The organism is Nonomuraea sp. NPDC005730 (assembly GCF_040630865.1).
Classification (GTDB): Bacteria; Actinomycetota; Actinomycetes; order Streptosporangiales; family Streptosporangiaceae; genus Nonomuraea.
Genome location: NZ_JBEXYK010000117.1, coordinates 1 through 11,275, shown reverse-complemented (window position 1 = coordinate 11,275; position 11,275 = coordinate 1). Strand labels below are relative to the sequence as shown.

Annotated in this window: 11 protein-coding genes; 8 read left to right on the top strand and 3 right to left on the bottom strand. The window is 75.6% G+C overall.

The window, feature by feature from the left end; all coding sequences use genetic code 11:
• The 7 genes from ABZ444_RS50745 to ABZ444_RS50715 all read left to right on the top strand — a co-directional run.
• On the top strand, positions 1 to 1,668 hold a 1,668-nt coding region (locus ABZ444_RS50745; protein WP_358012478.1), incomplete at its 5' end, for a histidine kinase.
• The gene (locus ABZ444_RS50740; RefSeq protein ID WP_358012475.1) at positions 1,665 to 2,318 is read left to right on the top strand and encodes a response regulator transcription factor; all 654 of its coding nucleotides are present in this window, start codon (positions 1,665 to 1,667) and stop codon (positions 2,316 to 2,318) included. The genes ABZ444_RS50745 and ABZ444_RS50740, both read left to right, overlap by 4 nt.
• A gap of 78 nt (positions 2,319 to 2,396) precedes the next feature.
• Positions 2,397 to 3,656, top strand: coding sequence for an alpha/beta hydrolase (locus ABZ444_RS50735; protein ID WP_358012472.1), 1,260 nt, complete (start codon positions 2,397 to 2,399; stop codon positions 3,654 to 3,656).
• A gap of 86 nt (positions 3,657 to 3,742) precedes the next feature.
• Complete coding sequence (locus ABZ444_RS50730) at positions 3,743 to 4,522, top strand: class I SAM-dependent methyltransferase (protein WP_358012469.1); 780 nt, start codon at positions 3,743 to 3,745, stop codon at positions 4,520 to 4,522.
• 129 nt (positions 4,523 to 4,651) lie between these two features.
• Complete coding sequence (locus ABZ444_RS50725) at positions 4,652 to 5,383, top strand: class I SAM-dependent methyltransferase (protein ID WP_358012466.1); 732 nt, start codon at positions 4,652 to 4,654, stop codon at positions 5,381 to 5,383.
• A 54-nt stretch (positions 5,384 to 5,437) separates the two neighbouring features.
• On the top strand, positions 5,438 to 6,328 hold the full coding sequence (locus tag ABZ444_RS50720; RefSeq protein WP_358012463.1) for a LysR family transcriptional regulator: 891 nt from the start codon (positions 5,438 to 5,440) through the stop codon (positions 6,326 to 6,328).
• A 57-nt stretch (positions 6,329 to 6,385) separates the two neighbouring features.
• Positions 6,386 to 6,862, top strand: a complete 477-nt coding sequence (locus ABZ444_RS50715) for a nuclear transport factor 2 family protein (protein ID WP_358012460.1) — start codon at positions 6,386 to 6,388, stop codon at positions 6,860 to 6,862.
• Positions 6,863 to 6,933: 71 nt separating this feature from the next.
• Here the strand turns inward: ABZ444_RS50715 and ABZ444_RS50710 are convergent, their stop codons facing one another.
• The 3 genes from ABZ444_RS50710 to ABZ444_RS50700 are packed head-to-tail and all read right to left on the bottom strand — an operon-like array spanning position 6,934 to position 8,674.
• Positions 6,934 to 7,620 (bottom strand): DUF3618 domain-containing protein, encoded by a 687-nt coding sequence (locus tag ABZ444_RS50710; RefSeq protein WP_358012457.1) that lies wholly within the window; start codon positions 7,618 to 7,620, stop codon positions 6,934 to 6,936.
• A complete protein-coding gene (locus ABZ444_RS50705; RefSeq protein ID WP_358012454.1) occupies positions 7,596 to 7,988 on the bottom strand; it encodes a phage holin family protein in 393 nt (130 codons plus the stop codon). The genes ABZ444_RS50710 and ABZ444_RS50705 overlap by 25 nt, the downstream gene beginning before the upstream one ends.
• The gene (locus ABZ444_RS50700; RefSeq protein WP_358012451.1) at positions 7,985 to 8,674 is read right to left on the bottom strand and encodes a hypothetical protein; all 690 of its coding nucleotides are present in this window, start codon (positions 8,672 to 8,674) and stop codon (positions 7,985 to 7,987) included. Before ABZ444_RS50700 ends, ABZ444_RS50705 begins: the two co-directional genes overlap by 4 nt.
• 254 nt (positions 8,675 to 8,928) lie before the next feature.
• Between ABZ444_RS50700 and ABZ444_RS50695 the strand changes: the two genes are divergently transcribed.
• Complete coding sequence (locus ABZ444_RS50695) at positions 8,929 to 11,196, top strand: catalase (RefSeq protein WP_358012448.1); 2,268 nt, start codon at positions 8,929 to 8,931, stop codon at positions 11,194 to 11,196.
• Positions 11,197 to 11,275: the final 79 nt, after the last annotated feature.

The following is an 11,275-nucleotide window of genomic DNA, read 5'->3' as shown; positions in this document are numbered from 1 at the left end:
GCCACGGCCGCGGCCGCCCGCGAGCGCGCCGCCTGGTGCGCGGCCAGGGCCGTGGCGGACGCCGTGCGCCTGAGGATGGCTGCCGAGCTGCACGACACCGCCGCCCACCGCCTCACCGGCATCGCGGTGGCCGCGGCGTCCGCGCTGCACGTGGCCGACCCGGCGATGCGGGAGTCCGCCCTGCGCCACGCCGGGGACGCCGCCCGGCTGGCCCGCGCGGAACTGGCGGGCGCGCGGGACGCCGTCCGCGACCTGCCGGCGATCGACGCCCTGGTCGCCGGCTGGGCCGTGCCCGGCGCGGACCCCGGCCGGGTCGGCTACCGCAGGACGGCCGCCACCGTCCCGCCCGAGGTCGCGGCGGCCGCCTACCGGGTGGTCCGGGAGGGCCTCACCAACGCCGCGCGGTACGCGGGCGGAGCCCGGCTGGACGTCGCCGTCCTCGGCGGACCCGGCCGGCTGACCGTCGAGGTGCGCGACACCGGAGGCGCGCGGGAGCACGACGACCTGGGCACCGGCCACGGCCTGTCCGGGCTGGCCACGACCGTGGCGGCCTGCGGCGGCACGCTCACGGCGGGCCCGGACGCCGGCGGCTGGACCGTCCGGGCCGCCTTCCCCGCCCCCGCCGGGCCGCCCCCGTTCCGGCGGGCGTGGTGGCGCGGGCGGCGGGCGTGGGACGCGGCGCTGGCCGGGCTCGCCATCGCGTTGACGATGGGCGCCAGCCTGCTGCCGGGAGGCACTCCGGCGCCGCGGGAGTTCCTCGTGCTCGGCCCCCTCTTCGTCCTGCACGCCCTGCCCCTGTGGTGGCGGGTGCGGCGGCCCGCGTGGAGCCTCGCCGCGATGCTCTCGATCCATCCGGTGGCGATGGCGGGCCTGACCCCGACCCCCGCGGGCGACCTGTTCCTCTGGGCGTGGTGGGTGGAGCTGGCCCAGCTCTACGCCTTCGGCGCCCACCACCCCAGGCGCCGGGGTGTGCTCGCGATCCTCGCTGTCGGCCTGGTGGGCGGCCTCGCGCTGGCCCTCGGACCGGGCATCGCCGGCGACCGGACGGCCGCGTGGGCGGTGCTCGCGACGGCCGTGGCGCTCCTGTCGGCTCCGGCGTGGGCGGCGGGCGTCCTGGTCGCGCGGGCGCGGGCGCGCCGGCGGGCGGACGCGGCGGCCGAACGCGACCTGCTGGCCGGCCGGCTGGCGGACGTGGCGCGCGGCGAGCGCGAGCGGATCGTCGAGGGGCTGCGCCACACGGCTGCCCGGCACGCGGACGCGGTCGTCGCGGCGGCCGGTAAGGGCGATCTGGCGGCGGTGCGCGACGCCGCCCGCGCCGGGATCGACACGCTCCGGCGGCTGCTGGACGAGCTGCGCCGCCCCGCCGGGGCCGACGGCCCGCCGCCGACGCTCGCCGGGCTGGAGGTGCTGGCCGCCCGGCGCCAGGCGGGCGTGCGCCACGTCGGCGACCCGGGCGGTCTGGCCCCCGAGCTGGAGGTGGGCGTGTTCAGGGCCGTCGAGGAACTGGCCGGGGACCGGATCACCGTGTCCTACCTGCCCGACGGCGTGCTCGTCGAGGGGACGGCGGCCCGGCGCGCCCGCCGCCGGCTGCACACCCTGGCCGACGGGTACGGCGGGACGCTCGCCACCGGCGGCCCGGACGACGTGCGGGTATGGTTGCCCGGATGATCAGGGTGATCGTGGTCGACGACCAGGCGGTGGTCCGGGTCGGGATCGCCGCGGTGCTGGCCGCCGAACCCGACCTCGACGTGGTCGGGCAGGCCGCCGACGGGGAGTCCGCCGTGGCGCTCGCCGCCGAGCTGCGCCCGGACGTGGCGCTCATGGACGTCAGGATGCCCGGCCTCGACGGGCTCGCCGCCACCGCCCGGATCACCGCCGGCACGCCGGGTACGCGGATCGTCGTGCTGACCACGTTCGGCCTGGAGGAGTACGTGTTCGGCGCGCTGCGCGCGGGCGCGTCCGGATTCCTGCTCAAGGACGCCGAGCCCGCGCGGGTCGTGGACGCGGTGCGGGTGATCGCGCGCGGCGACGCGCTGCTCGACCCGGTGATCACCCGGCGGCTGCTCGAACGCTTCGCCGCGGCGGCCGACCCCGGCCCGCCCGCGCGGTCCGACGGGCTCACCGCCCGCGAGCGCGAGGTGCTCGGGCACGTCGCGCGCGGGCTGTCCAACGCCGAGATCGCCGCCGTTCTGGCGCTCAGCCCCGCCACGGTCAAGGACCACGTGGCCGCGATCCTGGCCAAGCTGGGCGTGCGCGACCGGCTGCACGCGACCATCCACGCCTACGAGTCCGGCCTGATCCGTCCCGGGGCCGGTTGACCCCCGCCGCGTGGCGGGGGCACGGTTCGATCGCCGGCAGGAGGAGACGCGGCGCGCGCCTTCCTAACGTTGTGGCACATGAAACGTGTGTCAGGCGCGATCCTGCTGGTGGGCGCCGAGATCGCCGCGGTCGCCGCCGGGGCTCTGGTCTTCCTGCTCGTGGCGGCCGTGACGGCCGCCGTGCCGCTGTTCGCGGGGGCGGGGGTGCTCGCCGTCGCGGCCGTCACCTGGTTGCTCGGACGTCCCGCGCTCCGGCTGCTGGGGCTGCCCCGGCTGGTCCTCGCCTACGTGGTGGTGAACACCGTGGCGGTCACCGCCCTCGCCGGACTGGCGGCCTTCCGGCCCTTTCCGGTCCCGCCGCCGGCCGCGACGCCCGCCGGGGTCGCGTACTGGCAGCTCCCGACGGGCTCCCGGCTCGCCTACGTCAAGCTGGCCGGATCCGGCACGGCCGGCCGCCCACCCGTGATCTTCCTGCACGGCGGGCCGGGCACGCCCGGGGAGGGGCTGCCGGAGGGCAGCGAGGAGCTGGCCGCCGCCGGGTTCGACGTCTACGCCTACGACCAGGTCGGCGCCGGCCGCTCGACCCGGCTGGCCGACCCGGCCGGGTACACGGTCGCCCGCCACGTCGCCGACCTGGAGGCCGTCCGGCAGGCCATCGGCGCCCCGAAGATCGTCCTGGTCGGCAGGTCGTGGGGCGGCACCCTGTCGGCCGCCTACCTCGCCGCCCACCCCGACCGGGTGGCCAAGGCCGTGCTCACCTCGCCGGGCGCGATCTGGGAGCCCGCCTTCCCGGGCGGCGTCGGCAGCCCGTGGGACGGCCTGCCCGCCCCCCTCCAGGCCCGCGCCGACGCGCTGACGAGCTCCCCGCGCATGCTGGTCCAGTCGCTGCTCCTGGGCGTGAACCCGGCCGCGGCGCGGGCGCTGGTGCCCGACGCCGAGGCCGACGCCCGGATGCGCGCGCTGCTGCTGGTGGCCAAGGACGCCACGGGCTGCGCGGACGCGAAACCCGCCCCCGTGCACGGGAACCTGCCCGGCTTCTACGGCAACCAGGTCACCGCCGAGGACGCCGCCGCCGTCCCCGACCCGCGGCCCAGGTTGCGCGGGGTACGGGTGCCGGTGCTCGTCATGCGCGGGCAGTGCGACTACCTGAAGTGGGAGGTCACCTACGACTACCGGCGCACCCTGCCGGACTCGACCCTGGTGTACGTCCCGGGCGCCGGGCACTCGATCGCCAACGGCCGTCCCGACCTCTACCGCGGCCTGATCCGCGCCTTCCTCCTCGACCGCCCGCTGCCCGTCCCGGCCTACACCGGCACCACCGATCCCGCCCGGCCCTAGACGCCGCCGCGCGTCCCGGGATCGGTGATCTTAGGATGCGGGTGACTCAGGGCTTCGCCGGGCGGCGGGGTGGGAGGGAAGATCGCATGGAGCGGGACGAACGGCTGCGTCACGGCTCGTCATTCGGAGCCGCGGCGGCCGCGTACGCCGAGCACCGGCCGGACTACGCGCACGCCGCGGCGCGCTGGGCGCTGGAGGCGGCGCCGGGGCGGCGGGTGCTCGACCTCGGCGCCGGCACCGGCAAGCTGACCGCGACGCTGGTGGAGCTGGGCGCCGAGGTCGTCGCGGTCGAGCCCGACCCGGCGATGCTGGCCGAGCTGCGCCGGGCGCTGCCGGACGTCCGCGCCCTGCCGGGCAGCGCCGAGGCGATCCCGCTGCCGGCCGCGTCCGTCGACGCGGTGCTGGCCGGCAACGCCATGCACTGGTTCGACATGGCCGTCGCGGGGCCCGAGATCGCCAGGGTCCTGGCGCCCGGCGGCGTCCTGGCCGGCCTGTGGAACGTGCTCGACGACGGCGTCGACTGGGTGGCCGGGCTCGCGCGGGCCGGCGGCAGCGAGGCGGTCGGCCCGCGTGACACGCCCGCCGCCTGGCGCGCCGAGACGGCCGGGATGCACCTGCCCAGGTCGGGCACGCCCGCCCGGTTCGGGACGCCGGAGCAGGCGCAGTTCCCGCACGGCCAGCGCCGCACCGCGGACTCGCTCGCCCAGACGCTCGCGACCAGGGCGGGCATGCTGGTCATGCCCGAACGGGAACGCGCGGCCCGGCTCGGCCGGATCCGCGCCCACCTCGCCGGCCGGCCAGAGACCGCCGACGGCGAGTTCACCCTGCCGATGCTGACCGCCGTGTTGCGCGTCCGGCGGTTGTGAGGGGCACGGCCGGTCGAGCCGCGGCCGTGAAGGGGTTTCACCTGCCGATCGATCCGAAGACAACGATCAAGCGGCCGCCCCTCGGACGGGTGACGGCCGGGAAGGCGGTGCCGAATGTCCGGAGCGCCGTTGTACGACACCATCGGAGCGGCCTACACCACGACGCGGCGCACCGACCCGCGCATCGCCGCGCGGATCTCGGCCGCGCTCGGTGACGCCGGGACCGTGCTGAACGTCGGCGCGGGCACCGGGTCCTACGAGCCGCCCGACCGTTACGTCCTGGCGGTGGAGCCGTCGGCGCTCATGCGCTCGCAGCGCCCTGCGGGGGCGGCGCCGTGCCTGGCGGGGTCCGCCGAGCACCTGCCGTTCGACGACCGGTCCTTCGACGCCGCGATGGCCGTCTCCTCCGTCCACCACTGGCCGGACGTGCTCGCCGGCCTGCGCGAGATGCGGCGGGTCGCCCGGCGCGTGGTGGTGTTCACCCACGACACCAGCGACGCCGGCTGGCGCGACCGGTTCTGGCTCTCCCGCGACTACCTGCCCGAGGTGGCCGGCCTGGTGGCCGGCCGGCCCTCGGTGACCGAGCTGGCGGCGGCGATCGGGGCCCGGCTGGAACCCGTGCCCATCCCGTGGGACTGCGCCGACGGCCTCTTCGAGGCCTTCTGGCGCCGGCCGGAGGCGTACCTGGAGGAGGACGTCCGTCGCGGGATGTCGGTCTGGGCCAGGCTCGGGCCGGACGTCGAGCGGCGCGCGGTGCGCGACCTGCGTGACGACCTCGCCTCGGGCCGGTGGGCCGGACGCAACGGGGACCTGCTCGATCTCGACGAGGCGGAGCTTGGCCTCCGCCTGCTGATCGCGTAGCCCGGCCCTGGTCGATGCGGAATGCATGAAGGGTCTTCATCCGTTGTCGCCGCCGTGGACGATCTCACCCCCGCGGAGCTCCGCGTCCTGGTCGCCGTCGACGGCGAGGGCAGCGTCACGGCGGCCGGCGTACGGCTGGGGCTGACCCAGTCGGCCGTCTCGCACGCCCTGCGCGCCGCCGAGCGGAAGATGGGAGCCGTGCTGTTCCAGCGGGGCCGCGCCGGCGCGCGGGCCACCGCCGCGGGCCAGGCCGCGGTCGGGCACGCCCGGCACATCCTGCGGCTCATGGACGTCATGCGGGCCGACACGCGCACCGCCGCCCGCGGCGAGGCCACCGGGACCATCCGGCTGGCCGCCTTCCGCAGCGCCGCCTTCCACCTGCTGCCGCGCGTGCTGGTCCGGTTCGGGCGACGGCACCCCAAGGTCACCGTGGACGTGCGCATCGTGCCGGACCTGGGCAGGGGCATCGCCGGCGAGGTGGCCGACGGCCGGGCCGACGTGGGCGTCCTCACCCTGCCGATGTACGTGGACGGCCTGGTCTGCAAAGAGCTGTACGAGGAGCCGTACGTGCTGGCCCATCCGCTCGGGCATCCGGACCCGCGGTCGCTCCCCATGATCGACTGGCACGAGAACTGCTCGGGCGAGACCCGCCGCTGGCTTGCCGCGCAGGAGTGGATCCCGCCCGGCGACATCACGGTCGAGGACGACGGCGTCGTCATGTCGATGGTCGGGCACGGGCTCGGCGCGGCGATCGTGCCCCGCCTGTCCACGGTGGACGCCCCGGCCAGGGTCGCCATGGCCGAACTCGGCGAGGGCGCCCCCCGCCGCCGGGTGGGCTACGTGACCACCCGCGAACTGGCCGGCTCCGCGCTGATCCGCGACCTCCTCGGCGAGCTGCGCACCCTCCGCGCGCCCGCGGGCCCGGTGACGGCCACCCATCCATGAGCCGCTGCTGACGACCGTTTGGCCGTGCGCTGCCCTGCTCCGGGTACGGTCCCTGGCATGGAAGAGGTGCCGCCGCCGACCGGCGACATCGTGCACCGGCTGCTCGGCGCGGCCAACGTGCACGACGTCGAGGCGGTGTTGCGGTGTTACGCGCCGGACGCGGTCGTGGTGAGCCCCGAGATGGAGGCGGGCGATCCCGAGGAGATCGCCTCCTATTTCACCCAGATCTGGGATGGCTTTCCCGACCTGCACTTCACGTTGTGGGAGACCGTCGCGCTGGGGGACACGATCGCCACCGAGCTGACGGCGACCGGGACGCACGCCGGCCCCTACCTGACGGTCGGCGGCGAGGTGCTGGCCGCGACCGGCCGCCAGATCACCGTGCGGGCCTGCTGGTTCTGGGACCTGCGCGACGGGCTCGTCGCCAGCCAGCGCCTCTACTACGACCAGCTGGAGATCTACGCGCAGATCGGCCTGTGCCTGCCCCTGTCCTTCGAGCCCCCGGACACCGGCGACATCGCGGCCCCGGGGTGACCCGCCGGAGAACGGCGCAGGCCCTCACGGCCTGATGCGGCTGTGAGGGCCTGGGCACGTGCGGGCGCGCGTCAGCCGGAGTGGTGACCGCCCACCTGGCGGGCCTGCTCGCGGGCCTGGTCGGCGGTGGCGGCGGCCGCCTCCGACGCGCTGTCCTTGACCTGCTGGACGGCCTGCCCCGCCAGCTCCTTGGCGTCCTGGCCGAGCTGCTGCGCCGACTCGCGGCCGGCTTCCACGACCGGTTCCAGCACGTCGCCGACCTGCTCGCGGAGCTGGCCGACGGCCTGCTCCTCCGCCTCGGTGGCGGGGATGAGCGTGGCGGCCAGCAGACCGGCGCCGAAGGCGATCAGGCCGGCCGCCAGGGGGTTGCCCTGGGTGCCCCGCCTGGCCTGCTCCGGCGCGGCCCGGACGGTCTCGGCCGCCACGTGGGCGCCGTGCCGCACGGTGCCGGCCGCCTGGTGGGCGCCCTCCCGCACCGCCTGGCCGGCCTGGTGCGCCCCCTCGCTCACCGACCCGGCGGTGGCGGCGACGCCCTGCCGCGCCCGGTCGGCGGCATGGGACGCCGTGTGGGACACGCCATGGGACGGGGTTCCCATCACCCGCTCCCGCAACGATCGTGCCGCCTCCCGCACCCGTTCGGTACGGCGGCGCGCGATCCGCGCCGGGCTCGTCCGGTCGGCCAGCCGGTCCACGTCGGCCGCGAGTTCGGCCCTCGTGACGGCGATCTCGTGTCTCACTTCCTCAGGTCGCGTGCCCATTGCGCGTCCTCCTTGAGCGTTTCGATGGTCTGCTCGGGTCTGGGGTTGATCTCGCGCAGCCGGTTGCGGCCGTTGACGTACAGGACGCCGCCGATGACCGCCCAGACGACCGCGAGAACGAGCGCGGCCCAGCCCAGGCCCATGACCTCGCCCAGGCCGAACATGACGGCCAGGGTCACCAGCAGTGCGATCATGTAGCCGGCGAAGCCGGCGCCGCCGAGCATCCCGGCCGCCTTGCCCGCCTTGGTGGCCTCCTGGCGGAGCTCGATCTTGGCCAGCTCCACCTCCTGGCGGAACAGTTTGGAGATGTCCTCGCCGATCTCGCCGACCAGCTGGCCGAGCGTCGGTTCCTCGGGTTGCGCGGTCATGGCAGGTCACTCCCGGCGCCGTAGGCGGGCGCCCCGGGGGCGGCGGGGGCGGCCGGTGGCGTGGTGAGCGGTTCCACCGGGCGGGTGTCGTCCTGCCCGAGTGGGTCGCCGAGCGGCCGGTGGAGCGGTTGCGGCGGCGCCGTGCCGGGCTGGGCGGCGCTCGGCAGGGTGGGGTCGGCGGGCGGCGGCGGGGTCGCGGGCTGGGACGCCGTCCCGGAGCTGTCGCCGGAGGCCTTGATGATGCGGCCCACCAGGAAACCGGCGGCCAGGGCGCCGGCCAGGAACGCGGCCGGGCGGCGGCGGGCGAAGCTCTGCACCTCGCTGACCACCCCGGTCAGGCCGTTCCTGTCGAGGTAGTCGGCCGCGCGCCGGCCCTGGTCGGCCGCCTGGCGTACGACGTTGGTGACCGGCGAGTCGGGCTTGGCCTGCTCGTGCATGGCCGCCAGGTCCTCCGACCACTCGCGCAGGCTCTGCGCGGCACGCCGGCTCTGCTGGTCGGACTGGGCGCGCACCCGGTCGCGCAGCTCGTCGACGGCGTGGCGGGTCTGCGTCCTGGCCTCGCCGGCCACCCGGACGGTGGCGTCCCTGGCGGTCCCGGCGACCTCCTGCGCGGCGGCCTTGCCTTGATGGAGCGTTCCCTCGTGGCCGGGCGCCGGCCGTCCGGTCCCCGTCGGGTATTCACTCATGGGTGCCCTCCTCGTGGGATTGATGCCGCCTGTGGCTACCCGGACGGCCCCCGCCAAACCAAGAACACCCCAATGCAGGGCAAAGACCGTGAAAACGGGATCGCTGTTCTGCGCTGCTCCGGAAGCGGTCCGATCATGCTCGTCCCGGTCGCAAACCGCCCTGAAGTGCGATTATTCGCGTGACAGGGCTGAGCATGGGTAGGGAGGCGCCACACCTGGTCAATCCGTTGTGGCCCTTCCTGAAGGAACCAAGCATGAACGAGTCGCACCCGCTCAAGTCCGCCGTGGAGAAGGTCGTCGGCGCCGTCACCGACCATGACGCCGTGCAGCCGGCCGAGATCCCCGGCGTGCCGAACAGTCTGCCGCCCAAGCTTGAGGAGCCGACCGAGCCGCGGGAACCGCTGCCGCCCAAGCCGGACCAGACCGGGCCCGAGACCGTGTCGCCCACCGGGCAGCCCACCGGCGCCTCGCAGGACCAGATGGCGCAGGCCGGCGAGTACCTGACCACCGCCCAGGGGGTGCGGCTGCGCGACACCGACCACTCGCTGAAGGCCGGGCCGCGCGGCCCGGTGCTGCTGCAGGACCACCACCTGCGCGAGAAGGTCATGCACTTCGACCACGAGCGCATCCCCGAGCGGGTGGTGCACGCCCGCGGCGCCGCCGCCCACGGCGTGTTCCAGGCGTACGGCACCGCCTCGAACATCACCAAGGCGGCCTTCCTCGCCGAGGGCGTCAGGACCGACGTCTTCGTCCGCTTCTCCACCGTGCTCGGCTCGCGCGGCTCGGCCGACACCGTCCGCGACACCCGTGGCTTCGCCACCAAGTTCTACACCGCCGAGGGCGTGTTCGACCTGGTCGGCAACAACATCCCGGTCTTCTTCATCCAGGACGGCATCAAGTTCCCCGACGTCATCCACGCCGGCAAGCCGCATCCCGACCGGGAGATCCCGCAGGCGCAGAGCGCGCACGACACGTTCTGGGACTTCGTCTCCCTGCACACCGAGGCCACCTTCCACACGATGTGGAACATGTCCGACCGCGGCATCCCGCGCTCGTTCCGCATGATGGAGGGCTTCGGCGTGCACACCTTCCGCCTGGTCAACGCGGCGGGGGAGACGACGCTGGCCAAGTGGCACTGGAAGCCCAAGCTCGGCGTGCACTCGCTGACCTGGGAGGAGGCCCAGATCGCCGGCGGCGTCGACCCCGACTTCCACCGGCGCGACCTCGCCGACGCCATCGAGGCCGGCGCGCACCCGCAGTGGGAGCTGGGCATCCAGGTCTTCCCGGACACGCCCGAGCAGATGTTCGAGGGCATCGACCTGCTGGACCCGACGAAGATCGTGCCCGAGGAGCTGGCCCCCGTCCATCCGGTCGGCCTGATGACGCTCAACGCCAACCCGTCGAACTTCTTCGCCGAGACCGAGCAGGTCGCCTTCCACGTCGGGCACCTCGTGCCGGGCATCGACATCACCGACGACCCGCTGCTGGCGGCGCGGCTGTTCTCCTACCTCGACACGCAGATCACCCGCCTGGGCGGCCCGAACTTCGCGCAGATCCCCATCAACCGGCCGCACGCGCCGGTCAACGACATGCTGCGCGACGGCTTCCACCAGACGGCCGTCCACCGCGGGGTGGCGCCGTACCGGCCGAACTCCCTGGACGGCGGCTGCCCCTTCCAGGCCGGGGCCGAGCAGGGCGCCTACGTCGAGGTGCCGCTGGAGGTCGCCGGACGCAAGGTGCGCGAGGCGCCCGCGACCTTCTCCGACCACTACAGCCAGCCGCGGCTGTTCTGGCTGAGCCTGTCCCCGGTCGAGCGCGAGCACCTCATCAGCGCCTACACCTTCGAGCTGGGCAAGTGTTACGAGCAGGCGGTCAAGGAACGCCAGCTCCGGGTGCTGGCCAACATCGACCCGGTCCTGTGCCGGCAGGTCGCCGACGGCCTCGGGCTGCCCGTGCCCGAGCCCACCGTGCCGCTCGCCGACCCGGCGCCGAGCCCGGCGCTGTCGCAGGTCGGCCGGCAGTGGCCGCTGGACGGCCGGATCATCGGCATCGTCGCGGACGAGGCCAGCGACCTCGGCGTCGTGGGCGCCGTCCGCCAGGCCGTGCTCGACGGCGGGATGACGCCGCTCGTCATCGCGCCCAAGGGCGGCAAACTGGGCGGCACGCTGGCCGTCCAGCGCACCTTCGCCACGGCCCGCTCCGTCGAGTTCGACGCCGTGCTGCTGGCCGGGGCGCCGGCCCCGGGCGACGACGCGTACGGCGCCCGCGACGCCAAGGCCGGCGACGGCGGCACCCCGGTCGACCCGCGCGTGCTGCTCCTGGTCGGCGAGGCGTACCGGCACGCCAAGGCGGTGGGCGGCTGGGGCGCGGCCGCGCAGGCGCTGCAGGCCGCGGGGATCCCGGCCCAGGCGCCGGGCGTCGTCACCGGGCAGGACGGCGAGGAGGTGCTCCGCGACGTGCTGGCCCTGCTGCCCCTGCACCGGGTCTGGGACCGCTTCCGCGTCCACCCCGACGTGGCCTGAGCCGGCGGAACGGCCCTCCGCCACCGCTCCGTTCGCGCGCCCCGACGCCCAGTCGCGGCGCGCGACGCACTCCAGCCGA

Excerpts from the sequence above, each read along its gene's own strand:
- ABZ444_RS50735 (WP_358012472.1), top strand. The coding sequence starts at position 2,397 with ATGAAACGTGTGTCAGGCGCGATCCTGCTGGTGGGCGCCGAGATCGCC.
- ABZ444_RS50715 (WP_358012460.1), top strand. The coding sequence starts at position 6,386 with ATGGAAGAGGTGCCGCCGCCGACCGGCGACATCGTGCACCGGCTGCTC.
- ABZ444_RS50730 (WP_358012469.1), top strand. The coding sequence starts at position 3,743 with ATGGAGCGGGACGAACGGCTGCGTCACGGCTCGTCATTCGGAGCCGCG.
- ABZ444_RS50705 (WP_358012454.1), bottom strand. The coding sequence starts at position 7,988 with ATGACCGCGCAACCCGAGGAACCGACGCTCGGCCAGCTGGTCGGCGAG.
- ABZ444_RS50740 (WP_358012475.1), top strand. The coding sequence starts at position 1,665 with ATGATCAGGGTGATCGTGGTCGACGACCAGGCGGTGGTCCGGGTCGGG.
- ABZ444_RS50700 (WP_358012451.1), bottom strand. The coding sequence starts at position 8,674 with ATGAGTGAATACCCGACGGGGACCGGACGGCCGGCGCCCGGCCACGAG.
- ABZ444_RS50710 (WP_358012457.1), bottom strand. The coding sequence starts at position 7,620 with ATGGGCACGCGACCTGAGGAAGTGAGACACGAGATCGCCGTCACGAGG.
- ABZ444_RS50695 (WP_358012448.1), top strand. The coding sequence starts at position 8,929 with ATGAACGAGTCGCACCCGCTCAAGTCCGCCGTGGAGAAGGTCGTCGGC.